The sequence below is a fragment of the Rhodococcus sp. NPDC059968 genome (assembly GCF_042738615.1).
Taxonomy (GTDB): domain Bacteria; phylum Actinomycetota; class Actinomycetes; order Mycobacteriales; family Mycobacteriaceae; genus Rhodococcus_F.
The window spans coordinates 1-24,970 of the sequence record NZ_JBHWUE010000126.1 but is presented as its reverse complement, the minus strand read 5'-3'; the positions used below and the strand labels follow the sequence as shown (position 1 = coordinate 24,970).

The window sequence follows — 24,970 nt, the reverse complement described above, 5'->3', positions numbered from 1 at the left end:
GCGATCAAGACCTGGCTGGCCGCCCACCCGCGGTTCCATCTGCATTTCACCCCGACCAGCGGTTCCTGGTTGAACCTCGTCGAACGCTGGTTCGGCGAGCTGACCAACCGCAAACTCCGCCGATCCACCCACCGCAGCGTGAAAGAACTCGAGACCGACGTCCAAGCCTGGATCGACGCATGGAACGACGATCCAAAACCCTTCGTGTGGACCAAAACCGCAGACGAAATCCTGGACAACCTCGCCAACTACTGCACGCGGATTAATCAACTGAACAACGACTCAGGACACTAGGCGGTGGCGCAAAACTGGTCGCCGGTCCGTCCCAACTCACGGGAATGTCGACCTCGGTCGATGCACTCCAGGCCGGTAGACGGGCAGTGGACTGCGTGCTGCACCTGCCGGATCGTTCGGGAATTCGCCGGGGTGGAGAAGCAGATTCGTAGCTTGGCGCGACTCGACCTGAAGGGGCCGTGATGGCTCGACATTTTCTCCGCGTATGCAGCGCGTTTCGGTTGCCGAGGGATGGCTGTGGATCGCTTGATGGCCCCGCCGCGGAAGGATCGCGTGCGTGATGGGATCGTCTTGCGAGTTGCGTTCTTTGTCTTGGTGATCGGGACCGTGTTCGGGGTCGTGGTGAACATGGTCGCTGACCTCACGTACCAGTGGATCCCCGCGCTGCTCGGCTTGATCGATGGCGGATTGACGTCGCAGCCGGACGGCGGACCTGCGGTCGAAAGCCTCGCCCCGCTGACGATGGAGGCGGCGGCATGGTGATGGGGCCGGGCCGACGCACGCGATGATGTCCTGTGCCGCGGTCGGATCGGCCGCAGCCGCTTCTCTTCCGGTCGAATGGGGCGGCCCGTCGTCGACCGCCGAGACGTTCGCGTGCGCCGGTGTCTGCGCGGGATCGGCGCTGCTGTCCGATCGCGACCACCCACAGTCGACGGTCGCGGTCGTCCGCTTTCCGGGTGGTCCGTTCGGGCAGTTATCCGGTCACCGCCGGCCAGGGGTGCCGGCACCGAACCCCCGGAACCCTGGCCGCGGGGATCAACTCAGCGGGGACCCGAAGCCACGGGCGCACCCCAGGCGCTCCCCTGCTCGCGATCGAGCACCGTGACCGCCTTGTTCTTCAGTCCGAAAATGTAGACCAGCAAGCTGACTCCGATCACGACCGTCACGTAGGAGATGAACCAGCCGACGTGACCGGCCGACTTCGATGCCTGGAAAAGCACCGGCGCCGTACCGCCGAAGATTGAGTTCGCGAGCGCATAGCCCAGTCCCACACCCAAGGCACGGATGTCGGCGGGAAACAGCTCCGCCTTCACGATCGCGTTGATCGAGGTGTACCCGGTGAGGATGATGTAGCCGACCGCGACCAGCGCGAACGCCGATAGCGGCGAGGTGGTTCGCGGAAGGAAGGTGAGCAGGACATAGGTGTAGAGGACACCACCCACACCGAAGAAGATCAGCAGCGGCTTGCGTCCGACGCGGTCACTGATGATGCCGCCGACCGGCTGCAGCAGCAACAGCAAGATCAGCGCCAGCAGGTTGATCCACGTTGCCGTCAGCGCCCGGTCGGCCCCGAAGGTGGACTTCACTATCGCCGGCGCGTTGACACTGTAGGTGTAGAACGCGACCGTGCCACCCGCGGTAATGAGGAACACCAGCAGCAGCGGACGCCAGTGTTCGGTGAACAACGCCGTCAAGGACCCCGCCCCACGGTCCTCACCCGCACGGATCGCCTTCAGATGCGACTCGCTGAGCGACTCGTCCATCGAACGCCGAATCCACAGCACGACCAGGGCGGCGATGCCGCCGATGAAGAAGCCAATCCGCCATCCCCACTCGTTCAACGCATCGACATCGAGAACGCTGAGCGCGATCAGAAGCGTGAACTGCGCGAGTACGTGACCGCCCACGAGGGTCACGTACTGGAAAGACGACAAGAAGCCGCGCCGATTCGCGGTCGCCGCTTCGGACATGTACGTCGCCGAGGTGCCGTACTCCCCACCCGTGGCGAATCCCTGTACAAGCCGAGCGAGGACCAAAATCACCGCCGCCCAATACCCGATGACTTCGCGTGTCGGCATGACCGCCACCACGAATGAGCACGATGACATGATGGTGATGCTGAGCATCAGGGCCGCCTTGCGGCCACGACGGTCGGCGAACCGGCCGAAGAACCAGGACCCCACCGGTCGCATGACGAAAGTGACCGCGAAGATCGCATAGATGTACAGCGTGGAGTTGGCGTCGTTCTCGTCGAAGAAGTGCGCCTCGAAATACGTGGCGAAGACCGTGTAGACGTACACGTCGTACCACTCGACGAGGTTTCCTGCCGAGCCCTTCATCGTGTTGAGCACCGCCCGCCGGGTGCTCGTCGGAGCGCGGGTCGGACCGGACGGAGTCGCGTCATCGCTCATCCGTCGACGATAGCGGATCGACCTCCCCCACCTGGGCGAGTCGCCCAGGGGCGGTGTCAATTCGCTCCCCGGTTCGTCACCACGCAAACAGCGCACCGGAAGGATCAGCCAGATGACCTCAGCCGAGCGCGATGATCAAGCCACGCACAGTGTTCGTCGTCCCACGGCACTGGCATTCTCAGTGTTCGCCATTCCGCACTTCTACTATCACCTACATCACCTCGCAGGCACCACCACCTTTGAGGCCATCGCGCTGACCTCGCTGAATCTCCTCGTCGCCGCACTTGGAATCGTCATCATCCCCATCACGTCGCTCAGGGATCGGCGCGACCGCCGCCGAAATGTCACATTCCCCGGTGCTGGAACGTCATAACGGCATGGACAACAATTCCATTCGAAGGGTAAGTCGATCATCGACGAAACATCGACGCTGTGCGATTCCGCACGGGCGGCGAGCCCTCGAGCTTGCACGCTGAGAGAACGATGACAGTCGCTGGCTCGAAGCGCTCGATGGACTGATCTCCAAGGTCTGGGAGAACCTGGACATGGTACACGACTGTGCCACGTGCAATCAGCCACGACCGAACAGCGAGAAGCGATCACACGATCGACAGATCGACCGCCGGGCGCCGATCGGCGCAAGGCGACATCAAAACAACTCAATGAGAGGTTGATTCATGTCACACATCTTGATTGTTGGAGGCGGGTTCGCGGGAGTGTGGAGCGCGGCGAGCGCAGCCAAGCTGCGTCGCGAATGTGGTGCCACCGACGCTGACCTGAGCATTACGGTCGTCAACGCCGGGGATGACCTAGTCATCCGCCCCCGCCTCTACGAGTCCGCACCCCACACAATGCGCGTCCCACTCGACCAAGTCCTCGGCCCGATCGGCGTCCAGCGACTCACTGCAACTGTGACCGGTATCGACACCGTAGCCAAGACAGCTACGGCAGTGAGCAGAGACGGGCGCAGCTCCGACATCTCCTACGACCGACTGGTACTCGCCTCCGGTAGTCAAGTTGTCCAGCCGAAGGTACCCGGCGCGGGACACATGTTCGATGTCGATACCCTCGCTGGAGCTGCACGACTTGACTCGCATTTGCATCGGCTGCCCGAACGAAACACGAGCGCAGGGCAGTACACCGTCGTCGTCGTCGGGGCCGGCTTCACGGGCCTCGAGATTGCAACGGAGTTGACCCGACGTCTAAGAGAGATCGCAGACAGCCGCGCGACCGTCCGCGTAATCCTTGTCGAGCGGGAAGACGAGGTAGGGCCAGAGCTGGGTGAAGGCCCCCGTCCGGCGATCATCGCGGCATTGTCCGACCTTGAAATCGAAACCCGTCTGAACGTCAGCGTGGAAAGCGTAAACGCAGAGGGCGTCACCCTTTCCGACCGTTCGAAGATTGCTGCAGCCACCGTGGTCTGGACCGCCGGGATGGCGGCAAGCCCGCTCACAAAGTTCATCCCCGCCGAACGCGATTGGATCGGAAGGCTGAGTGTCGACGAATTCCTTCGCGTAACCGGCACGTCCGATGTCTACGCCGCCGGCGACACATCTGCTGCCAGCGCAACCGAAGGTCGCACGGTGATGCAGAGTTGCCAGCACGCTATGCCGCTAGGCAAGTTCGCGGGCCACAATGTTGCTGCCGACCTGCTCGGCGAACCCCTCGTCCCGTTTGCCCCGGACGAATACCGGACATGCCTGGCCTTGGGGCCTGCCGGAGCAGTGGTGACTTCCGGATGGGACAGAACCGTCCTGATGACCGGCGCCGCCGGTCATCACCTCAAGACCACGATCAACACCGAATGGATCTACCCACCAGTGGATGACCGCGAAGCTCTGTTTGCAATGGCGGGTCCGAACGGCTCGCTCCCGGAATACACACCGCCCGAAAGTCTCTCCGTGAGTTGACCCGACACTTCGAGAACACCACCGCCAGCTTGACCGGCGGTGGTGTTCCCTGCGTCCGACGACCATGCCGCACAACAGAAAACTCGGAAATGCGAGAGGTGCTCGGGAGATACGACACATGTACGTGTCGACACCCATGAATTCTGAACACACCATGGCGGGCGGGCTCGAGTAGTGGGTCGCAACACTCTCTTGAAGGAGGTGTGCGAATGGAACGGACGGACGCAATCGGCGTCTCGATGTGAAGACGCAGTACGGGCCCGGCCACGGTCTCGAAGTGCTGCGCACATAAGAGTGTCTGCAGAACCCACCCCGTATGCGCGTCGACTCGAACACGCCGGCACGATGTACCGCCGGGAATTCGGCATGATGAATCGTCGGTATTGCGACGATCGTGCGAGCTCGAAGGGACAAACCACCAGTCAGCCCAGGTAGTCCATCCTGCCAACGCCGACCTACGCGGGCCGTGCGCACGCGGTACCCATCATCCACTGGCAGCCGGTCACAGCTGGAAGGCAGCGAGTACTGGGAAAATCGCTACCCTGATGCAAGTAGTGCCTTGGCTCTTGCCAGAGCCCGAACCGAATTTCGCCGATCGTGCGCAATCTCAAAGCTACCGGCGAGAAGGAACCACAGCCGCCAATCCGTAGGATCAGTGTCTACCTCGGCGCGGCACTTCTCCACGTACATCATGGCGGCCTCGGGTAACACTCGGCCCGAAGGGCGGCGGGGAAGATCCGGGTAGCCTCGATCGTCTCCCTCCGCGACCAGCTTCCTCAACACGAAGTCAGCGGACATTCCAAAGCGTATCTGGTTGACGATCAAAATCGCGGCGACCGCCCCAATCACAGCAAGAGAAAGACCGAGCACGATTCCTGCCACCGTACCTGTCAAGATCTGGCCCACGATCGGAGCAACCAGCGCCACAACACCGAGCAGCGATACAACTGCAGCAACGAGGGACAGGAGCTTGCTGTTCATCGATTGTCCTTCCGCAGGGCCCAAACGACGAAGCCCACGAACCACACCATGAACAATGCAGCGAAGACCAGAACAATTTCGAAAAATGTTCCAACACTCATTTATCGAGACCTCTCGATCGTCGAATCACGGTGCCGGGCAGAAGCTCGGCAGATGTCCGGACGTAGACCCGGCCGGGCACGGGTCAAAGGTGAAGATCGTGAACGTGCCGGCGATCAGCATCAACACCGCTGCCGAACAGATGAGCATCGTCAGCCAGAATCTGACGACCGCCCGGCTGGAGTAGTCGGCGATGATGACGCGGACACCGTTGGTGCCATGTAGGACTGCGAGCCACAAGATCGCGAAGTCCCACAGCTGCCAGAACGGGCTTGCCCACTTTCCGGCGACGAATGCGAAGTCAACCTTGTGAACGCCGTCGCCCGCCACCAGGTTGACGTAGACGTGGACGATGACCAACACCAAGAGCGCCACACCGGACAGTCGCATGAAAATCCAGGCGTACTTCTCAAAGTTCCCACCGGTGCTCGCGTGCGGTGCCAGGTCTTGCGTGGTTACCGGGACAGACAATTGCTTTCCCCTCAGATGTAGTGACTCAGATGGCGCACAACGAACGGGACCAAGGCCAGCGTCCAGAGCACCACGACAATCCACAGCATCAGCTTCGACCTACCGATGCCCTTCGACCAGAAGTCCAACAGGACGATCCGAATCCCGTTGAGACCGTGACCGAGGATCGCGGCAACGAGGCCGACCTCGCCAAGTCCCATAATGAGCGTCTTGTAGGTACCGATTACATCGTCGTAGGCCTCAGGTGAAACTCTCAGGGTGAGGTTGTCGGCAACGTGCACGAGGAGAAACACGTAGATCACCATGCCGCTCACACGCTGGGCAACCCAGGCCCACATCGACAATCCACCACGGTAGAAGGTGCTGCGGACAGGGCCAGGACGAGTCACCGCGGGAGCCTTACCTGTCGACATGGAGATGGCCGAGCTTTGTCGGGGAAACAAGGATGTCGACACGTGAAATGGTCGATTCGACCACAGACAACGACACCACGGCGTTCAGTTGGCCAGATCGCAGCATGACTATGCCTGGCGCGCCGTTGATCGCCATGATTCTGACCTCCAGCTCCTGCGCCAGCTTGCGGCCGAGACCGACAACGAATCTCGCTACCTTGCCTGCTCCGGCAACTGGGCGGCGGGCCGCTGTGACCTGGCCCCCTCCATCACTGGTCAGCACGACACGCGGATCCAGGATGGCCAACAGCGCGTCGATGTCTCCGCTTGTCATGGCATTGTTGAAGGCATCGACCACCGCAAGGTGTGAGGACCTGTCGACATCTACTCGCGGGATGCCGGCCGCGACGTGTTTGCGGGCTCTGGCCGCGAGCTGTCGCACGGCCGCGGGGGTACGACCGACGACTGCCGCGACGTCGTCGAACGGCATCGCGAACAAGTCGTGAAGGACCCACGCGGTTCGCTGCGCCGGACTGAGGGTTTCCATGACGACGAGCAGTGCAAAGCTCACTGTCTCATCCAACGTGACGCGGTCTGCCGGATCGTCTTGGGTTAGGTCGGCGTCGTACAAGGTCGGTTCCGGTAGCCACGGTCCGACGTAGGTTTCGCGCCGCACCTGGGCTGCACGCAGCGCGTCGAGTGCTCGGCGTGCGACCGCCACCGCTGTCCAGGCTCCCACATCATCAATCGGAGACTGTGCGTTCGCTTTTACCAACCGGAACCAGCAATCGGAGACCACGTCCTCCGCCTCGGCCTGGGTACCGAGCACTGCATATGCAATCCGTATCAGGCGAGCGCGGGCAGCGCTGAACTCACGCGCCAATCGCTCCTCCGTCTTGATCGGTGTTTCGTCTGGAATCGACATCGGATTCTGTAGTCCCTTCACGCAGAAATCGTTCGCTATAGAGAAGACGTTGCAGCTTCGCCGGATGTGACAAAAGCCAGCACAGTGAGACCCGAGTTACAAGTGACCAGAGTCTTCCTTCGCTAGTCAGCGGGGTGGTCTCGTCGAGGTCGATCGGGTTCGTGGCAGGCTTAGCCATTGTGATCAGAGTGCGTGCTCACAGCTCCGCCCTACTGCGCGGGCGGTGGCGAGAACCCGGAACGCTCTGCGAGCATCCCCGTCGCACGAACGCGATCAGGCCTGGGCGACCAAGGAGCGAATGACGCGCGTCAGTTCACACCAGACCCGGCGCAACGTGGCCCCACGGGCGCCCATCCACCGGCGAGCGCCCCGCACGTCATGCCCTCATCGGAGGGGAGGACAACTTGGCAACGCAGTGTCGCCGGAGGTGCTCTCTGGTGGGTGTGTCGAGTAGGGTCGCGAACCGCTTCTCTACCAAACTCAACACACGTCCGTAGAATGTTGCGGGAGGTATCCCGAACTCAGTGAAAATGAGATCGTCTCCGTCACCGTATCCGCTCCAGCGGAGAGCGAAGTCGAGCAACGCCTGCTCATAGCTATCCATAGGTACTCCGCGGGGTCGTCTGGGCAGTCTTCGGGGGAGCGAGTTGGCATATCTGCATCTCACGGATGGGGTTGCGGGTTCGTCTGCCCGGTGCGCGCCTGACGAGATCGGCCGCTCAGCGTGATCTACGCCTCCATCCCGGCAAGTTCACATGCGAAGCCGATCACCCGCCGACTCGCCGACGGGGTAGCTACGTCCGGGCAGGTCCCTCTCGCCGTGCGTTGCAATACACACTCCACAGAGTCGTACTCAGAATGTGAACCTGCACACCAACGGTTTTCGAACCTCGCAATAGCTTGCATTGACCAACTGCACTCCCGCCGTTGCGAAGCGCGCCACTTAGATTGACGTGGGTAGGTCGAGAATGTGTCGCATCCGATCCCGCTTGGTTGTGAGGTAGGAGATGTTGGCGGTTGTCGGCCGCGTCTGCAGTGGGATAAGCGATGCGATCGCCACTCCGAGAGCAGCCAGTTGTTCGGATTTGTCCGGGTTGTTGGTCATCAGTGCGACCGATTTAATTCCGAGGTCTGCGATGATGGATGCGGCGGAGGTATAGTCTCGGTCGTCCACGGGGCAGCCGATCGCAATGTTGGCGTCGACAGTATCGAGTTGCTGCTCTTCTTGCATTCGGTATGCCTGCAGTTTTCTACCGAGCCCAATCCCCCTTCCCTCGTGCCCGCTCATATAAATAACCGCCCCGCAACCATGGCGCTGAATGACTTTCAGCGACGCGTTCAGTTGATCTCCACAGTCGCACCGAAGTGACCCAAAGAGATCACCGGTCATACACTCACTGTGGACCCGCACCGGAACCGCGCCACCACCGTTGACATCGCCGAGCACAAATGCAAGGTGTTCCACATTATTCTTTGCACGGTAGGCCACTGCGGTAAATGTTCCATATAATGTTGGGACACTGGCCTTTCCACTGCACATCAATGTTGAGTCTCCTCGCTTGCGAGCGTCAATGAGGTCGGCGATCGTGATGACAGTCAGATCGTGCTTCCGCGCGAATGCAATAGCATCGTTACCACACAGCATCTCCCTCCGATCCGCTGTCGTGAGTTCGCAGATGAGTGCGGCCGGCCGTACACCGGCGAGCTGACATAGGTCGACACCTGACTCGGTATGCCCGGCACGGGCCAGGACGCCGCCGTTGCGCGCTTGCAGCGGCATAACATGCCCGGGACGAGCGAGGTCCTCGGCGACTGCCAATGGGTCTGCCAGCAGGCGGATGGTGGTAGCACGGTCCGCAGCGCTGATGCCAGTGGTGATGCCGCTGAGGGCATCTACGCTGTCGAGAAATGCGGTTCGCTGACTTTCGCTGTTGTTCTCGACCATCATCGGGAGACGGAGGAGGTGCGCTCTCTCCTCCGTTATTGCTGTACAGAGAAAGCCCGAAGTGTGCTCTAGGTAAAACGCAATGGCATCGGTATCGGCAAATTCAGCTGCCATAATCAGGTCAGCCTCATTCTCGCGATCCTGATGGTCGAGGACCACCACCATCTGCCCACACGCGATAGCTTGAACCGCGTGGTCTACTATATCGAATTTCATTTTATTTCACGGGCTTTCAGTCTTCCGAGCAATGCCATTGCGTTCGGGCCAGCTACTTCTTCGGTTCATTCCTGATGATGTGGGCGCTGAGATCGCCACCGTCACTCGATACCCAGCCCTTGTCCGTCGCGTAGGCGATCATCTCGTCGAATGCTGTGCACTGCGGCTCTCTGCCTTCGCCGACGCGAGCTCGAAGTTCACTGATCTTGATCGCCGTGCCGGCTTCGTTGACTCGCCCGAGGTTTGCCGCTCTCAGTGCGGAGTCGATTCCGTCCAACGTCATATCAGCTGGTACTTCGACATGGAAACGAGAGAAGTCATCGATATCTCGTAGGGCAACGCACTCTGACGAAAGTTCGATGAACATCGAATGCTCCCTTCTCATACAATATTAGGATGTCGCATGGGTGCCGAAAATGCGATTGTGATAGGTCAACGGACTCTTGTCGAGTGTTTCCACCACCGCGACCGATCCTGTGACTATTGTGTGATCGCCTCCAGGCAGAAACGCTTCAGTGGTGCACGCAATCCAAACGGGACACCCACGGATCCTTGGCAACTCCTGGATTCGGCTCCACTGAACTCCGTCGAACTTGTCTCGCCCCTTCTTTGCGAAAGACATAGCGAGGCTTCCCTGTCTGGAGTTCAACACGTTGACCGCGAACAGTCCTGTCGAACGGACGAGTTCGAGTAGGTCAGAACGATTGTCAAGGGCAATCAGGATCATTGGCGGCGTCATTGACAGTGACATGAAGGCGCTGACTGTTGTCCCGTGGGGACGCTCGCCATCGAGGCTTGTGATAACTGCGACCGGAGTGCACACGTTGGCCATCGCATCGCGGAAGGCGACTTCGAGCGGATCGACTGTTCGACTTGTCATGAGATCACGCCTTGTCAGCCAATTCCTGGGCGTACTTCCGACTCATATGGTCGATGGCCTCGAGCTGAGCCTCCGCGTGGCCTGTGCGAACTGCCCGTGCACGCTCGGCCGCATCGATCGTAGACTGATACTGCCCCTGGAAGTGCGGAAAGACTTCCTGGGCGAACAGTTCCGCGGACCTCTTGGAGTCTTGGGGGTTCGCCCAGTCATGGCCCAACTGCAACAAGCTTCCGAACCCACCGGACTGGTCCCACAGCCGTTGAATCTGGTCGCGCGCCTGTTCCGGAGTGCCGATAACGCCGATACCCGACTGGTTGATGAAGTCGATCATCTCCTCCACCTCGCTGCCATTCACGGCCATCTGGGGGAAGGCGGCGACGTGCTGGAAGTACTCGAACCAGTGCTTGATGCCGTGCGCGACCTGGCGGTGGGCTTCCTCTTCCGTTTCGGCGATATGGAACGGCGAGCACAGGCTCCAGTTGCGCCGATCAACGGTTACCGAATTCGCCTCTGCGCGTTCTTCCATGACATCCCAATGGTGGGCAAGAGCGTTGAAGCCGTCCGCCGACAGAGTTGCGCCGATCGAAAGCAGCCCAAGTCCGTAACTGCCGGCAAGCCGAGCGCCTGTGGGAGAGGCGACCGCCGCCACACTGATGTCGATTCCGTCGGAAGAGAACGGAGCAAGTTGAAGCTTCGCATCGAACAGTTCGTGTGTCCGCGTCTTTGCGGATATGGTCTCGCCGCGGAGCAGGCGAACCACGATGTCCAGGTTGTCCTGGAGCAGTTCGCGAGTGTCTGTCGGATTCAGACCGATCATCGCGGAGTCGGTTGGAAGGGAACCGGGTCCCACTCCAAAGATGGTCCTGCCCCGCGTGAGGTGATCGAGCTGCATGATTCGATCGGCCGCCCATAGCGGATTGTGGTACGACAATGATGTCACACCGGTTCCGAAGCGAATGCGCTGTGCGCGTTGTGCCGCCGCAGCGATCATGATCTCCGGAGATGCGATGATTTCGCTCCCGGCAGAGTGGTGCTCGCCGAACCAAGCTTCGTCGTATCCCAGCATGTCCAGGTGTTCCACGAACTGCAGGTCGCGTTCGAGGGCTGCCGCGGGGTTCCGACCCGGCGCGTGGACAGGGGCGATGAAGTAGCCGAAGCGGAGTTTATGCATGATGGTCTCCCATTCTTGGGTTTTCTCTTGAATTCTGATTAATTTCTGGTGCGCCGTGGCCACGATGTCCGACAGCGCGTGCTCCTGGTGCGGGCTATCCGCCATTGACCTCGATGAGCGTCTTGATCGCCTCGCCGGCCCTCAACCGAGTCAGTCCCGTCTCTACGAGAGCGTCGAATTGCACGGTTTCGACCCAGCTGCTCGTCGGGAATGCACCTCGAGCCTGCTGTTCGATCACGCTCGGGAAGTCGTCACGGTATCCGATGGAGGTGAGGATGGTCTTCTCTGCCATCAGTAGTTGGTTCAGGTCGATTGACACAGGTTCCACATGCGTTGCCACCACCATCAGCTTGCCCCCTGGGGCGAGGACATCAATTGCTTGCTTCATCACCGGCGCAACGCCGGCGGCATTGATACAGGCCTGAACTCCTGATCCGACGAAGGATGCCAGGTTCTCATGAAAGGAGGTAACCGAAGGATCGAGTGTTTCAAAGCCCATGTCACTCACGACGATCCTCCGCCGCTGTGCCGGTTCCACGACGGCGACCCTGTTGATCCCCTTCGCGCGGAGACTCAACGCAGCGGCAATACCAATCGGGCCTCCACCAAAGACAACCACACTGTCGTCGACGCTGAGATCGGCCCGCTCGACGGCACGCCACGCGACCGAGATCGGCTCCGATAGTGCGCCGTCCATCAGACTCACTTCATCGGGCAACACATGGACAGCCCGTCGAGGCACGACGGCGCAGTCTGCCAAGAATCCATTCGCCGAGAGACCGTAGAAGGCTGCGTCCAGGTTGTAGTGCGCATCGTCGCCAGACACTCGAAAGACCGGTTCGATAGCGACACGTTGGCCGACCTCGATACCGATGTCGCCCGGGCCTACCGCGTCCACGATTCCTGATGCCTCGTGCCCGAGGACGATCGGTCCATGATGACCGGTCGTCGGGTGTGCGGTCTCGAGCGGGATAAACATTGGACCATTGAATATCTCGTGCAAGTCGGAGCCGCAAATGCCGTTATAGGCAATTCGTACCCTGACTTCTCCCGGTCCGGGAACCGGTTCCGGCACATCCTGTAACCTGACATCCTGATTGCCGTGATAGATCCATGCACGCATTTAATTGCCCTTCCGATCGTAGTTCCCCGAACAAGTCGGTCTGAGTACCGCATTTCTTGCAGATTCGAACCTTGTCTCGTCGCGCAGTGCGTGAAGGCTGCGCCTGATCGACCCGCCGCTACGCTTGCCAGGGCGCCGGCGGGGGTGCAGAGTGGTTCGCGTCACGACCATCAGGAGTTCGACCATGCCTTCGCCCCGTCGACCAATGGCGCTACCCAGTTCTGAATACGAGCGCATCTTCGCGATACTCGACTCATGCTCTCGCGCTGCGACACTCGATTTGTTCAAAGTTCAGTTGATGGAGTCTTTGCATCAGCACTACCACTGTCCCAACACAACTTTCTGGACCGGGCACACGTTTAGCTCCGCGTTCACCGACCCGATGCCGGTGACGACCGGTCGCACCCGAGGTGCTGCGCTCGATGAGTACAAGGAGCGGTGGTATACAAAGGATATTTTCGCCACTCCACAATCGCGAGCGCTTTTAAGGCGCCACCCGGCGATTAACTCGAACCAACTTACACATCTTGATACTGGACCTTCGGAATACCTCCGAGAATTTCTCTACCGAAACCACCTCCAAAGCGCGTCATTGATGCATCTAGATCTATCGAACAACACACATGCTTTAGTCGGACTTTTTGACTCGGAAGATCAGATACGTGACACGCAACAGATATACGCCTTAGGGCTACTGGCTCGTCAAATCTCACTTCTCGCGCGGACACTTCCGACCTCCAGATTGCGTTCGTGGAAAGAAGGATTGACGGCCCGCCAGATTGAAGTGGTCAAGTTGATTGCGGATGGGAATACCAACGACGAAATAGCCGCGATCCTGACATTGAGCCCCGACACGGTTAAGAAGTACGCAAGCAGAATCTTCTCGGTGCTTCCCGTCCGTAACCGTTCCGAGTTGGTGAAACTCGTACTCGAGGAGGAATTTTCCAACGATCAAAGGTAGACGATCGCGAACACTGGCTGCTCCTGCGTCGCAGCGGCGCGTCTCGGTCAGGCGCCTGCGATGGCCGCCTGCTCCAATGCGGTGTCCCAGTAGCTGTGAAGGCCCCGAATTTCGTTTCCGCCATCTACTGAGATCGTCTGCCCTGTGATCCAGCCGGCATCTGACGAGACCAAGAAGGCGACGACCTTCGCAACGTCACGAGGTTCACCCACCCGCCCCAAAGGGGTCCGATCCAAGAATCGTTGCCCACTCAGTCCGGTCGTCAAACCGGCCGACTCCGTGAGGTTTGTCCGAATAAGGCCGGGAGCCACCGCGTTGACGCGGATTCCATACTGCCCGAGTTCCGACGCGGCGACCTTCGTAAACTGACTTACTCCCGCCTTTGCCGTGCAGTAGTGGGCCAACCCGTTGGTCGCAGCCTTGTAGTTCAGTGAAGATGTATTTACAACATTGGCGGAAATTCCATGCTTCGTTGCGCGATTTGCCAATATCTTCGTGCCGAGGAAGGGGCCTGTAGTCAGTACGCTCATTACCCTTGTCCAATCCTCTTCGGTCAGATCCATCAACGGAGCGATTGTTGAGAAGCCGGCGTTGTTGATGAGGATATCGACCGGTCCGAATTGATCTTCGGCAGAATCGAAGGCAGCGTCCAGATCAGAGGTGGACGTCACGCTACCCGCACACGACGCCACTCTGCCCTCGTACTGCTTCAACAATGAGGCCGCAGCTTCGGCGGCCGCGACTCCGTTGAGGTCGAAGATCACCACTGAGGCGCCATGTTCGAGGAGTGCCTCAACGATCGCATGGCCGATGCCGGCCGCTCCCCCAGTAACGACGGCGACGTTCCCTGCCAGACTCATCTGTCTCCTTTGGTGTGCGTTTGCGGAATTGCCGACCGTGCACGACAGCATCAGGGAACCGCGTTGCAATGAGCGGAACCTGTTCTGCGCCAGCCGGCCACTGTTATCTGTGTCACTGACAAATGTAGCCACCAGACCGTCGACACTTAAGTGCACTAAAGTGGACAATCTCGCGCAGACGGCACATCCGCTGCCGCCAACGGGATGATCCACCCGCCGAACGGGCCCGAATCCATGCACGCTGAGGTCGATGGTTCGATGCCTCAAGCACACCAACAGCTGCCCACACCATCGTCACGACACACCTGAACGTGGCAAGACTGGATGCGCCTGCCCTGCAACGGGTACGGAGACAAGTACAGCAACTGATATTGCGCGAGACGCAGTACCGGCGAGGGCTCGCCATCGGCAGGCGCACATCCGCTGCGAATCGCAGCCTCTGCTCACGTTCTCGTGGACACATCTCCAACGGCCTGCAGCCATCCCCGATGCGGAAGCACAGGTTCGGTGGTTCACGGGGCACTTCTATTGCGGTGACCGGGAGTCTGATTCCATTCTTGCACTGCGCTAACACGAGTCGCGGACGCAACCGAGACTCGCTTCCGGCCACTCACGTCGAGCGGCTGTCGCCGACCGTGGTGATACCGCCACCGAGGTCATCTGGTTTGTACACGGAAACCGCAAAATCAATCATCGCCTTCGCGCGATCGCTGAGTCGTACTCCCCGTGGCCACACGATTTTCACCGAAACCGGACGCACTGCCGGCGTGATTGGTTTGACCAGGAACGTTCGACCTTCCACTGACACTCTGGCGGCCGGAACCTGGACGATGATCGAATACCCCATATTTCGTCCAACGAGCGACCGTGCTAGTTCATAGTCGGCTACTCGGTACCGAATAGTCGGATCGACTGAGGCGTCGCGAAAGAGCGAAAGGGTGTACTGACTGCTTGGTGTTGAATCAAGAAGGACCAAGGGGTCGTCCTCGAGCTCTGCGAGAGTGACCGCCTCTCTATCAGCGAGGCGATGTGCAGCGGGCAGTAGGACCTGACCGTATGTGTCATAGAGCTCCGCGGAGAGCAGTCCGGCGCCGAGATCCACATCGTAGACAATCGCGATGTCGAGTTCCCCAGACATCAGCCGACGTTGGACCTCATCCTGACTCGACTCGGCAAAGACGATGTCGACGTCGGGGTGAATCGCACCAAATCCTTCGAGGAGAGCCGGCAGAATTCTCGGCGCGAGCGAGAAGTAACACCCAATGACCAATGGTCCTTTGAGGCTTGCTCCACCACTGGCCGCACTCAGTTGCATCTCATCGGCGAGGTCAAGTAGCTCGGCAGCTCGGTTGTACACGAAGGTTCCAGTAGGAGTCAGGCTCACACCATGAGCCTTGCGGCGAATCAAAAGCTGGCTTCCCAAGATTCGCTCCAATTCGGTGATTGCGGCCGAGAGTGCTGTGGGAGATACGTGGAGCAGGGTCGCAGCCGCGGAGATCGATCCCGCTTCCGCGACGGCCTTGAAGTAACCCATCTGGCGAAGTGTGAAGTCAGGCATAGCGTATCTCCAACTAGTAGTGCATATTCCGAGTATCTCTGAACTTTACTTGCACATGTGGCGCTGGTCATACTTGCCGTATCTCATTGCCCCTGCAACACGCAGACGTGGCGCCCAAACAAAAGGAGGCTTTCGATGTCAGCGACCTCTCAACGACTGCACCGCACGCATACTGCTCCCGAGGCCGCTTGGGTGACAATTCCGGACCTGCACAAGGATCCGTTCCCGATCTATCGAAGGATGCGGGAGGAGTCACCGATCCACTGGGTTCCCGCAGTGAACAGGTACATGGTGACCGGCTACAGCGCCTGCCATCTCATTGAGAATGATCAAGATGTTTACTCCGCGGACGAAACCCACTCGTTGATGAAGCGTGCTATGGGCCACTCCATGCTGCGGAAGGACGATCCTGAGCACGACACCGATCGCCGCTCATACGGCGGCGTACTCCGGCCTCGCGCGATCAAGGAGACGTGGAACGCCATCTTCGCAAAGAATTGCGAAACGTACTTGCACCACCTCAGGGAGGCAGGGCAGGGCTCCGACCTCATTCGGGAGTTCGCGGCTCCATACGCCGCCGAGAACCTACGTGAGGTCATGGGTTTCTACAATGCGACCCAGGAAGACATGCAACGCTGGTCACAGACGATGATGGACGGTACCGGAAACTATGCCGACGACCCTGACGTCTGGGCTCTATCCGACCAGTCGTTCAAGGAAGTCGACGACGCGATCGACGAGATTCTCCCTTACCTGCGGAAGAACCCGGACGCTAGTTTGCTTTCCAAGATGGCGGACATGCCGATCCCAATGGATGCCATCCGCGCCAATATGAAGATGACCATCGGCGGTGGGCTGAACGAACCTCGTGATGTGCTCGGAGTCGCGGTCTGGGCGTTGCTGTCGCGGCCTGCCCAACTCGCACAGGTACTTGCGGACCCGAGGATGTACGGCACGGTCTTCGACGAAGCGGTCCGATGGGTGGCGCCGATCGGAATGTACCCGCGCGAAACAACATGCGACACCGTCCTCGAGGGCATTTCCCTCCCCAAGGGTGCTCGGCTCGGGGTTGTCGTTGGAGCGGCCAACCGCGATCCGGCGATCTTCACGGAGCCTGATGACTTTGACATCAATCGCGACAAGAAGCCCCACCTCGCGTTCGGCGGCGGCAACCATTTCTGTGCAGGAGCTTGGGTAGCGCGGGTTGCGGTAGCCGACATCGCGCTACCGCAACTCTTCGCTGAACTGCCCAACCTCCGCATCGACCCGACGCAGGCAGCCACAGCTGCGGGGTGGGTGTTCCGCGGTATGACCAACCTGCCAGTTCTCTGGGATTGACAGGACGTCACGTAAAGCGGAGCTATCCGACAACGCTACTGAGGGCGGGCACTACTGGGGTCCTGGTAGGCCACACGACGACGACTCGAAGTAGTGCTCGTCTTGGTAGGCATCGACTTCGTTCCGCGAGTCGAACTTGCGGAATCGGCTGGGCTGGAGGTGGAAAACGGGATACGCGGATTCCACTCTGCGACCAGACAACCACGAAAGTACGGGGCATCGTGACACGAACAGTCGGTCGATGCGAACAAGTCCAGCGAGTTGACGTCGAACTAGTGGGCTCGGCAGTTCGGTAGGCACCCGTCATCACCCCGGCCGGGGCAGCACGTTTGCTGTCCCGGCATCCTCGAAGGAAATCGACATGACCTCCACACAGATCTCCGTGACACCCCGGGCGACCATCCGGCCGCTGAAGGTGGCCGGCGCCAGCCTCATCGGGACCGCCATCGAGTGGTACGACTACTTCATCTACGGCATGGCCGCGGCAATCGTGTTCGGCCCGTTGTTCTTCCCGTCCTTCTCCTCCGTCGCGGGAACGCTGGCCGCGTTCGCGACATTCTCCGTCGGCTTCATCGCACGGCCGATCGGCGGCGTGGTGATGGGCCACTTCGGTGACCGCATCGGCCGCAAGTCCATGCTCGTCCTGTCCCTGATGCTGATGGGCGGCGCGACCGTCGGCATCGGACTGCTGCCCACGTACGCCGCCATCGGCGTCTGGGCGCCGATTCTGCTGGTCACCCTGCGTTTCGTCCAGGGGATCGGGGTCGGCGGGGAATGGGGTGGCGCGGTGCTGATGGCGGTGGAGCACGCCCCCGCCAACAGGAAGGGCTTCTACGGGGGTTTCCCGCAGATGGGTGTGCCCGGCGGCTTGATCCTGGCCAATCTCGTGTTCCTCGGGGTGTCGACGAGCCTCAGCGAGGACGCGTTCCTGTCCTGGGGTTGGCGGGTCCCGTTCCTGGCCAGTGCGCTGATGGGGCTGATGGGGCTCGTCATCCGGTTCACCATCACCGAGAGCCCCGACTTCGAGAAGGTCAAGAGCACACACCGCGATCAACGACTGCCGATCGTCACCGTCCTGCGGGAGAACCTGCGCGAAGTGCTGCTGGCCGCGGGCGCGTTCATCGGCATCAACACCGTCGGATACATCTTCATGGCGTACCTGCTGTCCTATTCGACGAAGGTCCTGGGCATGAGCAAGACGCTCGTGCTCGTCTTCACGCTGGTCGCCTCGTTCGCGTGGCTGATCGTCATCCCCGTCGCGTCGATGCTGTCGGACCGGTACGGCCGGCGCCGACTCCTCGTCACGGGCTCGGTGGGGCTGACCGCCTGGGCGGCCGCACTGTTCCCGCTGATCGACGTCGGGAACCCCGCGGTGATGATGCTCGCCCTTCTCGGCACGGCCGTGTTCATGGGCATCGTCTACGGGCCGATCGCCGCGCTGTTCACCGAACTCTTCAGCGCCGAGGTCCGGTACAGCGGCGCGTCGCTCGGCTATCAGATCGGATCGGTTCTCGGCGGCGGGCTCGCCCCGACAGCGGCCGCCGCGCTGTACGCGAACTGGGGTTCGTCGGCACCGATCAGCCTGTACCTCACCGCGGTGACACTGCTCAGCCTGCTCTGCCTCGTCGCGATCACGCGGAAGGTTCACGCCGCCAGGTGATGCGGTGGCATCTAAGGCCAGCCAGATGAGCCAATGGGGTTCGCGTTGGTGACGACGCCATCGACAAAGGGCCAGCGTGCGAGCTCCATATTGCGAGTGCACCGTGCACCGTGCACCACGGCCTGCGATCGTCGCTCGGATCACGATCGGCGCCATCCCCTTGCCGTTCACGCGAGGGGATGGCGCCGAGAGCGAGGGCAGCACTTCCATGGCCTCGACGCGTCGGAGACAGCTATCACCGCGCCGAGATACCACCTGGGGGTTGAACATAGTTGCACGCCTGGAAGAGTTCGGTCGCGCCGCCCAGGACACGGAAGTGATGGTCAGGATGGCGGAGTTCCATGTCACGGGCGAAGCTCGGAACACCTCGTTGATCGCGGACTCCAACGACCGTCACATAAGGACACATCGGGGATTCCACTCAGAGACAGTGATCTGAACACAGCTCGAAAACGGGTAGTCGGTCCACAGCGACGTTGGGAACAAACCTCACTCGTACGGACTCAGACGCACATCCTGACAAGGTCCCGGTGACGAACGAGTACACCCACGGCCCGTCATCGAGAGCAACGATAGCTATCGTCACTGGGACGAGTTCTCCATGGCAGCCGTCGACTTCACGATGTACCACTCTCGACGAGATGATCGCCCCTGTTCCAGAAGACGCGATGGATTCGAGTTGAGAGCTGCCGCATTGAGAGCATGCCGCCATCAACGGTGCGAGTAACGTCCCACATTGCCTGCAGACCAGAATCAGGAGGTCCGATCGAACTTCTGCATGCTTCCGGACCGCGGTTTGCGGAGTCACTGCGCCATCCGCCCGCTAGATGCATTGAGCACTGTTCTCATCGCGAAGCCGAAGCAGTACGGGTCCTCGAGGAGCCAGTCAGGTGTGCCCGCCACAGTGAATACCGGGGGCCCACCGAGAGCATTGCGAAGTGAAAGATAACTCGCCCCTGGGATGATTCGGTCGTTTCGCCCGCGCACACGCTCACGCCGTTGTGAGCCAAACGGGACAACGCGCGATAATAGCTACGGGGCGTAGATCCCCAACCGTGCAGGAAGGTTGTCGTAGGACCCGCGCCGGCGACGCGATAGGTGACGTATCGATCGTCGGTAATGACATGCCGCCAGCGAATCGCGGGCGGTCGATGGTTCGTCGGCGGAAGCGCGAGCAATCGGCCAGGATGCGAAGCGGCGCTGTGGAGATACCCTTTCGGGTGCTGAGTTGATCGGTGGTACATCGTGATTACCCTGGTCGAGCCCGATCCGGGGTGATCGCGCTAGTCTGCCGAGAAAGCGAGTATCGCGCATGCATTGGTGACCGAATGCGGTTGGTTCAGAAACGGATTGGCGCGAACAGGTTGTTGTTCTTTTGTCGCGAGCGACGACGCTGGACAACTCTGTGCGGCCATTCAGAGCCGCTCAGCCTAGGGCTAATTGCATGAGGTCCCGCGCCCGAGAGCGTACTTCGAATCCCATCGACAAGCCGAAGTGAGGTGACTGCCGTTGTGTTGACGAGTACTTTTGATCAGTTGTCGTGGATTCCCGGTCAGCGTACCCACCTGACCTGGCGATTCGATAGGTTGCGCAACAGGAAAGTGAACGTGACGCACATCACATAGTGTGTCCGTGCCAATCCTCTTGCCTTTCCCGTGATCGGCGCGTTGCGGCGCAGCGGCCTTGGAGACAGACCACGGGAGTTCACACGCCCGCTTGGACGGGTGCATGTTCAGCGACGGCCGTTGACACCGCTGAGGAAGTTGTCTCGCACCGACTGACGGACGCAGCACGGTCGGCGAGAAGCTGGCGACGATGACCGGCCGCTGTAGCCCACGTTTGCGTGAACGCGATGTCATCGCGCAACATCAAGGACCTGCTGCGACCGCACCGGCCGACCTTTCGTTGGGCTCGCCCTCCGTCGCCTATCTGTGAACCTTCTGTCGCGCTGGCTTCGACCTGGCAGCGTTCCGATTGCCCAGACCGGCGGCAAGGTGGTTCACCAAAGCGTCGGCGCGGCGGCTGAGGTCCATCTGGTCGGGCCACACGGCCACCACCGATGTTCGCCCCGCCTGCGGATTCAGTGGCTTCATAACTACTCTTCTACCTTCGAGGGTCGTCACCGAGTAGTAAGGAAGCCGCATCAACAGGCGGTATCCGAGCCCTCGGGCGACGAGCACCCGCACCAATTCCAGATTGGGAACTTGTAGGTGCAGGTTCGGTTCGAGGCCGCGTTCGTCAAAGACTCTGCGGGTGTTTCCAGCGCTCGGTGCGGTGTCGAGCATTATCAGAGGTTCTGGTGCGAGGTCCGCGAGGTCAATAGCAGGTTGTCCTGCCAACGGGTGATCCTCCGGCAGCACGGCGAGTACCTCCGTCTCGTAGACCGGGCGCCGATTCATCCCGTCGGGGACGTACATGTCGTAGACGATCGCCACGTCGAGCAGACCCGCCAAGAGTGCCGGCCAGAGTTCATCGTCGGTTCCGATATTCACGCCGATCTTTACCTTGGGGTGTGCGCGGGCGAACCCGTCAAGGACCGGTGGCATCATCGTACTCGCGAAGCCGGTATAGCAACCGATCGTCATTGGACCTGACATCACTCCCCACTCGGCCGCGAGCTGGCTGACCAGCTCGTTTGCGTCAGTTACCAGGATACGGGCGCGGGTAGCGACGAACTGGCCGGCTGGAGTCAGCTGCAGGCCCTTCGCTTTGTGGCGTACGCAGAGTTGTTCTACGACCGCCCTTTCGAGTTCAGACACCGCGTGTGAGAGCGCCGACTCCGAGATGTGCAGTGCGGACGCGGCCGCGCTGAGAGTGCGGTACTCAGGCAAGGCCGAGAAGAGCTCCAACTGCCTGAGCGTGAAAGACGACATGTTCTTCGATCCGTCCGCGGAATATTGACTATTTTATGCAGTTTACTAGCGCTTCTCAGTGATGTGGAATGACAACATCACCGCGGTGATGCCAGTTACACAATTCTCGGGAGTCGAATGATGACCAGCCTATCCACCCCCTCGCACGCCTCGGGCCTAGAAGCGTGTCCGCTCGTCTCTGCGCACGAAACCCCTTTGGGTGCAATAGTAACCGGATCGCGCTTGTCGATCGACACAGCACAGCAGGCGTCCGAAGCGGGGGTACCACCGGCACCGACAGCAGAATGGGTCGTACCGGGCAACTTGGCCGCGGATCCATACGCCACCTATGCGCGACTGCGCCGGGAGTCACCGATCTCCTGGGTACCAACTCTGAACAAATATCTGGTCACCAGTTATGCCGAATGCCATGCGATCGAGCTGGATCAAGAAACGTACACGGCTCAGGTCAGAGGCAGCGGCGCGACGATGATCCGTGCGCTCGGTGAGAACCCGATGCTCCGCAAGGACGACCCCGAGCACGCCGTCGAGCGCACAAGCGTCAATCCGACGCTGCGACCGAAGGCGATCACGCAGGTGTGGGCGCCGATCTTCGAACGCAATGCCCGCACGTACCTCGATGCCCTCGCCGATGCCGGTCCCAAGGCGGCCGAACTCAACCGTGACTATGCCGCGCCGGTGGCTTCCCAGAATCTGATTGATCTCCTCGGGTTGCCCGGTGTCGAGCCCGAGCGGATGCGCCGCTGGTCCCACGCGTTCATCGCCGGCACCGGCAACCTTCTCGACGATGCCGACATCTGGGCCGCCGCAGACGACGCACGCACCGACGTAGACGAGCTGCTCGACGAGCTCATTCCCTTCTATGCAGGCAACCCGAACAATTCGATCACCTCAGCCCTGGTTGCCAGCGGGCTACCGCGGAAGGCGGTGGCCGCGAACGTGAAACTAGCCATCACCGGCGGCATGAACGAGCCTCAGCACCTGGTGACGAATATGGTGTGGGCGCTTGACCGACATCCCGACCAGCAACGGCGTGTTCTCGCCGACTCCGCGCTGTGGCCGGCGGTTTTCGACGAATCCGCCCGCTGGCTCTCCCCGATCGGCATGTACCCGCGCGAGACTACCCGCCCGGTAGTCCTCGGAGGCGTCGCGCTGCCCGCCGGAGCACCCCTCGGGGTGGTCGTCGCCTCCGCCAACCGCGACGAACATCACTTCGATGGAGACCCCTCCGCGTTCGACATATGCCGACCCAAACAACCCCACCTCGCCTTCGGCAGCGGCGTACACCTGTGTGCCGGCCACTGGGCCGCCAAAACCTCTATCGGCCAGATCGCGGTCCCGATGCTCTTCGAGCGATTCCCAACCCTGCGCGTCGACGACCGACGCGAAACAAGATGGGATGGATGGGTATTCCGTGGACTGACCAAGCTACCCGTTACCTGGGAAAACTGAAAGGCACCTTCGATGGCCAAGATCACCTTCCACCACACCAACGGACACACCGACACCGTCGACGTCGATACGGGTACCTCATTGATGCGCGCGGCGGTCACGAACGGTATCCACGGCATCATCGGCGAATGCGGCGGCCAAGCGATGTGCGCCACCTGCCACGTACACCTGCGCGAGCCGTACCTCGACTCCCTGCCTCCGATCAGTGAGGACGAGGACGAAATGCTCGACTGCACCGCCACCCCACGTCACGACACCCGCTCCCGCCTGGGCTGCCAGATCGAGGTAACCGACAGCCAAGCTGAGATCGAAGTCGACATCCCTGAAAGCCAGGTCTGAGCGTCGTGAAACACATCGTCATCGCCGGTGCAGGCCATGCCGGAGTACAGCTAGCGGACTCGCTCCGTGGCGAGGGATTCACCGCACCCATCACGCTGGTCAACAACGAAAACGGGCTGCCCTACCAGCGACCACCGCTATCCAAAGACTTCCTCACCGCTGGCGGATCCCCGCAGACACTTCCACTCAAAGCACGCAAGTTCTTCGCCGACAACGACATCACGCTGATCGAATCGAATCCGATCGTCCGCATCGACCGCTCCGCATGCGCAGTGCAACTGGCCAACCAGGAAACGTTGAGCTACTCGGACCTCGTACTCGCGATCGGAGCCCGCAATCGAAGCCTCCCCGTTCCGGGAGCACAGCTTGACGGGGTCCACTACCTTCGCACCGCCTCCGAGGCGTCGCTGCTGCATACCGCCCTCACCACCGCGCGCACCGCAGTGGTCATCGGTGCCGGGTTCATCGGACTCGAATTCGCCACCGCAGCCCGTACCCGCGGAATCGCCGTCACCGTGATCGAGCATGGGCAGCGTCCCATGGCGCGTGTCCTATCCGAGGAAATGTCCCAACACTTCGCATACGCTCACGCATCCGCCGGGATCCGCCTCGTCTTCGGCGAAGCGATCAACGCACTCGAGGGCGACAACTTCCGCGTGTGCGCCGCAATAGGCCAGAGCGGCGAACGCTACCCGGCCGACATAGTCGTGATCGGAATCGGAGTCGAGCCGAATACCGAACTAGCCACAGCGGCAGAACTTTCAACTCGCAACGGGATTGCGGTCGATCCCTACCTACGCACGAGCGACGAGCACATCTGGGCCATCGGCGACTGCGCCCACTTCCCCTGCACCCACGCCGGAGCACCGACACGGCTCGAATCAGTCCAGAACGCCGTCGATCACGCCCGAGCACTGGCCCGAACACTGAGCGGCACACCCACCGAATATCACCAGGTCCCCTGGTTCTGGAGTCACCAGGGGCCCCATAAACTCCAGATCGCCGGCATCGCCGGCAAACTAGATGACTCCGTTGTCCATGGCGACCCACCGAATGGGAAGTTCTCCGTTTTCCGCTTCCGCAATGGCGCGTTAACGTGCGTCGAATCGCTCAACAGCCCCGCCGTGCACATAGCGGCACGGAAGATCCTCGCCTCACCCTTGCGACTCACCCTCGAAGACATCGCGATCGAGAACTTCGACCTCCGCCGCCTCGTGAAACGGCTACCAGTGACCTAACCCCCCACCGAACTAACCACGCCGCGTTTGTACCCGCGCTCCTCCCATGTCACTTAGCCTGGAAGCACCGATTGGTATGAGCGCGTGAGAGTGTCATAAAAGCGAAATGCCCTGTCGTAGTGGAAGAATAAGACTTCTCAAGGGTCAGATTC

The 24,970-nt window shown here is 60.7% G+C and carries 23 protein-coding genes and 2 pseudogenes; 11 read left to right on the top strand and 14 right to left on the bottom strand.

The window, feature by feature from the left end; all coding sequences use genetic code 11:
* The 3 genes and pseudogenes from ACFWAY_RS47315 to ACFWAY_RS47305 form a co-directional block, all read left to right on the top strand.
* Window positions 1–294 (top strand): annotated as a pseudogene (locus ACFWAY_RS47315) (IS630 family transposase); the annotation flags it as partial.
* Window positions 295–567: 273 nt separating this feature from the next.
* The gene (locus ACFWAY_RS47310) at window positions 568–777 is read left to right on the top strand and encodes a hypothetical protein (protein WP_378515520.1); all 210 of its coding nucleotides are present in this window, start codon (window positions 568–570) and stop codon (window positions 775–777) included.
* Between the two features lie 22 nt (window positions 778–799).
* Window positions 800–955: pseudogene (locus ACFWAY_RS47305) on the top strand (metal-dependent hydrolase); the annotation flags it as partial.
* Between the two features lie 100 nt (window positions 956–1,055).
* Here the strand turns inward: ACFWAY_RS47305 and ACFWAY_RS47300 are convergent.
* Window positions 1,056–2,426: an MFS transporter gene (locus tag ACFWAY_RS47300; protein ID WP_378515519.1), complete on the bottom strand. Its 1,371-nt coding sequence runs from the start codon at window positions 2,424–2,426 to the stop codon at window positions 1,056–1,058.
* A 112-nt stretch (window positions 2,427–2,538) separates the two neighbouring features.
* On the opposite strand from ACFWAY_RS47300, the gene ACFWAY_RS47295 reads away from it, so the two are divergent.
* Window positions 2,539–2,799 carry a hypothetical protein gene (locus ACFWAY_RS47295; protein ID WP_378515518.1) on the top strand — a complete coding sequence of 87 codons (261 nt, stop codon included), beginning with the start codon at window positions 2,539–2,541 and terminating at the stop codon, window positions 2,797–2,799.
* Between the two features lie 304 nt (window positions 2,800–3,103).
* Complete coding sequence (locus ACFWAY_RS47290; RefSeq protein WP_378515517.1) at window positions 3,104–4,336, top strand: NAD(P)/FAD-dependent oxidoreductase; 1,233 nt, start codon at window positions 3,104–3,106, stop codon at window positions 4,334–4,336.
* 537 nt (window positions 4,337–4,873) lie between these two features.
* On the opposite strand, the gene ACFWAY_RS47285 is transcribed toward ACFWAY_RS47290, so the two are convergent.
* The 9 genes from ACFWAY_RS47285 to ACFWAY_RS47245 form a co-directional block, all read right to left on the bottom strand.
* Complete coding sequence (locus ACFWAY_RS47285) at window positions 4,874–5,317, bottom strand: hypothetical protein (RefSeq protein ID WP_378515515.1); 444 nt, start codon at window positions 5,315–5,317, stop codon at window positions 4,874–4,876.
* Window positions 5,318–5,443: 126 nt separating this feature from the next.
* Complete coding sequence (locus ACFWAY_RS47280) at window positions 5,444–5,887, bottom strand: succinate dehydrogenase hydrophobic membrane anchor subunit (RefSeq protein ID WP_378515514.1); 444 nt, start codon at window positions 5,885–5,887, stop codon at window positions 5,444–5,446.
* An 11-nt stretch (window positions 5,888–5,898) separates the two neighbouring features.
* Window positions 5,899–6,300: a succinate dehydrogenase, cytochrome b556 subunit gene (sdhC, locus tag ACFWAY_RS47275; RefSeq protein ID WP_378515512.1), complete on the bottom strand. Its 402-nt coding sequence runs from the start codon at window positions 6,298–6,300 to the stop codon at window positions 5,899–5,901.
* Window positions 6,287–7,225, bottom strand: coding sequence for an RNA polymerase sigma factor SigJ (sigJ, locus tag ACFWAY_RS47270; RefSeq protein ID WP_378515510.1), 939 nt, complete (start codon window positions 7,223–7,225; stop codon window positions 6,287–6,289). The genes sdhC and sigJ overlap by 14 nt, the downstream gene beginning before the upstream one ends.
* A gap of 922 nt (window positions 7,226–8,147) precedes the next feature.
* Window positions 8,148–9,365: a 3,4-dihydroxy-2-butanone-4-phosphate synthase gene (ribB, locus tag ACFWAY_RS47265; protein ID WP_378515509.1), complete on the bottom strand. Its 1,218-nt coding sequence runs from the start codon at window positions 9,363–9,365 to the stop codon at window positions 8,148–8,150.
* Window positions 9,366–9,417: 52 nt separating this feature from the next.
* Complete coding sequence (locus tag ACFWAY_RS47260; RefSeq protein ID WP_378515508.1) at window positions 9,418–9,732, bottom strand: hypothetical protein; 315 nt, start codon at window positions 9,730–9,732, stop codon at window positions 9,418–9,420.
* A gap of 24 nt (window positions 9,733–9,756) precedes the next feature.
* A complete protein-coding gene (locus ACFWAY_RS47255; protein WP_378515507.1) occupies window positions 9,757–10,245 on the bottom strand; it encodes a flavin reductase family protein in 489 nt (162 codons plus the stop codon).
* Between the two features lie 4 nt (window positions 10,246–10,249).
* A complete protein-coding gene (locus tag ACFWAY_RS47250) occupies window positions 10,250–11,416 on the bottom strand; it encodes an LLM class flavin-dependent oxidoreductase (protein WP_378515523.1) in 1,167 nt (388 codons plus the stop codon).
* A gap of 94 nt (window positions 11,417–11,510) precedes the next feature.
* Window positions 11,511–12,539 carry an alcohol dehydrogenase catalytic domain-containing protein gene (locus ACFWAY_RS47245; protein ID WP_378515505.1) on the bottom strand — a complete coding sequence of 343 codons (1,029 nt, stop codon included), beginning with the start codon at window positions 12,537–12,539 and terminating at the stop codon, window positions 11,511–11,513.
* 184 nt (window positions 12,540–12,723) lie between these two features.
* Between ACFWAY_RS47245 and ACFWAY_RS47240 the strand changes: the two genes are divergently transcribed.
* Window positions 12,724–13,500 (top strand): response regulator transcription factor, encoded by a 777-nt coding sequence (locus ACFWAY_RS47240; RefSeq protein WP_378515504.1) that lies wholly within the window; start codon window positions 12,724–12,726, stop codon window positions 13,498–13,500.
* Window positions 13,501–13,547: 47 nt separating this feature from the next.
* On the opposite strand, the gene ACFWAY_RS47235 is transcribed toward ACFWAY_RS47240, so the two are convergent.
* Together ACFWAY_RS47235 and ACFWAY_RS47230 are read right to left on the bottom strand one after the other, a co-directional pair.
* A complete protein-coding gene (locus ACFWAY_RS47235) occupies window positions 13,548–14,360 on the bottom strand; it encodes an SDR family NAD(P)-dependent oxidoreductase (RefSeq protein WP_378515502.1) in 813 nt (270 codons plus the stop codon).
* Between the two features lie 610 nt (window positions 14,361–14,970).
* Window positions 14,971–15,894, bottom strand: a complete 924-nt coding sequence (locus ACFWAY_RS47230) for a LysR family transcriptional regulator (protein WP_378515501.1) — start codon at window positions 15,892–15,894, stop codon at window positions 14,971–14,973.
* A gap of 159 nt (window positions 15,895–16,053) precedes the next feature.
* Here ACFWAY_RS47230 and ACFWAY_RS47225 point away from each other — a divergent pair, with 159 nt between their 5' ends.
* Both ACFWAY_RS47225 and ACFWAY_RS47220 read left to right on the top strand, forming a co-directional pair.
* Window positions 16,054–17,256, top strand: coding sequence for a cytochrome P450 (locus ACFWAY_RS47225; protein WP_378515500.1), 1,203 nt, complete (start codon window positions 16,054–16,056; stop codon window positions 17,254–17,256).
* 361 nt (window positions 17,257–17,617) lie between these two features.
* Complete coding sequence (locus ACFWAY_RS47220) at window positions 17,618–18,916, top strand: MFS transporter (RefSeq protein WP_378515498.1); 1,299 nt, start codon at window positions 17,618–17,620, stop codon at window positions 18,914–18,916.
* Window positions 18,917–19,337: 421 nt separating this feature from the next.
* Here the strand turns inward: ACFWAY_RS47220 and ACFWAY_RS47215 are convergent, their stop codons facing one another.
* Both ACFWAY_RS47215 and ACFWAY_RS47210 read right to left on the bottom strand, forming a co-directional pair.
* A complete protein-coding gene (locus ACFWAY_RS47215; RefSeq protein WP_378515522.1) occupies window positions 19,338–19,628 on the bottom strand; it encodes a Zn-ribbon domain-containing OB-fold protein in 291 nt (96 codons plus the stop codon).
* 1,213 nt (window positions 19,629–20,841) lie between these two features.
* Window positions 20,842–21,789, bottom strand: a complete 948-nt coding sequence (locus tag ACFWAY_RS47210) for a LysR family transcriptional regulator (RefSeq protein WP_378515496.1) — start codon at window positions 21,787–21,789, stop codon at window positions 20,842–20,844.
* 222 nt (window positions 21,790–22,011) lie between these two features.
* Here ACFWAY_RS47210 and ACFWAY_RS47205 point away from each other — a divergent pair, with 222 nt between their 5' ends.
* From ACFWAY_RS47205 to ACFWAY_RS47195, 3 genes are read left to right on the top strand one after another with little or no spacing between them, the layout of a single operon-like run.
* A complete protein-coding gene (locus ACFWAY_RS47205; RefSeq protein ID WP_378515494.1) occupies window positions 22,012–23,241 on the top strand; it encodes a cytochrome P450 in 1,230 nt (409 codons plus the stop codon).
* 12 nt (window positions 23,242–23,253) lie between these two features.
* Window positions 23,254–23,580: a 2Fe-2S iron-sulfur cluster-binding protein gene (locus ACFWAY_RS47200; RefSeq protein ID WP_378515492.1), complete on the top strand. Its 327-nt coding sequence runs from the start codon at window positions 23,254–23,256 to the stop codon at window positions 23,578–23,580.
* Between the two features lie 5 nt (window positions 23,581–23,585).
* Entirely contained in the window at window positions 23,586–24,818 is a 1,233-nt protein-coding gene (locus tag ACFWAY_RS47195; RefSeq protein ID WP_378515491.1) for an NAD(P)/FAD-dependent oxidoreductase, read from the top strand.
* Window positions 24,819–24,970 lie beyond the last annotated feature (152 nt).

Coding starts and splice junctions, on each gene's coding strand:
- ACFWAY_RS47210 (WP_378515496.1), bottom strand. CDS start 21,789: ATGTCGTCTTTCACGCTCAGGCAGTTGGAGCTCTTCTCGGCCTTGCCT.
- sdhC (WP_378515512.1), bottom strand. CDS start 6,300: ATGTCGACAGGTAAGGCTCCCGCGGTGACTCGTCCTGGCCCTGTCCGC.
- ACFWAY_RS47215 (WP_378515522.1), bottom strand. CDS start 19,628: ATGGCGGCATGCTCTCAATGCGGCAGCTCTCAACTCGAATCCATCGCG.
- ACFWAY_RS47220 (WP_378515498.1), top strand. CDS start 17,618: ATGACCTCCACACAGATCTCCGTGACACCCCGGGCGACCATCCGGCCG.
- ACFWAY_RS47235 (WP_378515502.1), bottom strand. CDS start 14,360: ATGAGTCTGGCAGGGAACGTCGCCGTCGTTACTGGGGGAGCGGCCGGC.
- ACFWAY_RS47245 (WP_378515505.1), bottom strand. CDS start 12,539: ATGCGTGCATGGATCTATCACGGCAATCAGGATGTCAGGTTACAGGAT.
- ACFWAY_RS47285 (WP_378515515.1), bottom strand. CDS start 5,317: ATGAACAGCAAGCTCCTGTCCCTCGTTGCTGCAGTTGTATCGCTGCTC.
- ACFWAY_RS47230 (WP_378515501.1), bottom strand. CDS start 15,894: ATGGGTTACTTCAAGGCCGTCGCGGAAGCGGGATCGATCTCCGCGGCT.
- ribB (WP_378515509.1), bottom strand. CDS start 9,365: ATGAAATTCGATATAGTAGACCACGCGGTTCAAGCTATCGCGTGTGGG.
- ACFWAY_RS47255 (WP_378515507.1), bottom strand. CDS start 10,245: ATGACAAGTCGAACAGTCGATCCGCTCGAAGTCGCCTTCCGCGATGCG.
- ACFWAY_RS47200 (WP_378515492.1), top strand. CDS start 23,254: ATGGCCAAGATCACCTTCCACCACACCAACGGACACACCGACACCGTC.
- ACFWAY_RS47290 (WP_378515517.1), top strand. CDS start 3,104: ATGTCACACATCTTGATTGTTGGAGGCGGGTTCGCGGGAGTGTGGAGC.
- ACFWAY_RS47240 (WP_378515504.1), top strand. CDS start 12,724: ATGCCTTCGCCCCGTCGACCAATGGCGCTACCCAGTTCTGAATACGAG.
- ACFWAY_RS47295 (WP_378515518.1), top strand. CDS start 2,539: ATGACCTCAGCCGAGCGCGATGATCAAGCCACGCACAGTGTTCGTCGT.
- ACFWAY_RS47225 (WP_378515500.1), top strand. CDS start 16,054: ATGTCAGCGACCTCTCAACGACTGCACCGCACGCATACTGCTCCCGAG.
- ACFWAY_RS47250 (WP_378515523.1), bottom strand. CDS start 11,416: ATGCATAAACTCCGCTTCGGCTACTTCATCGCCCCTGTCCACGCGCCG.
- ACFWAY_RS47260 (WP_378515508.1), bottom strand. CDS start 9,732: ATGTTCATCGAACTTTCGTCAGAGTGCGTTGCCCTACGAGATATCGAT.
- ACFWAY_RS47300 (WP_378515519.1), bottom strand. CDS start 2,426: ATGAGCGATGACGCGACTCCGTCCGGTCCGACCCGCGCTCCGACGAGC.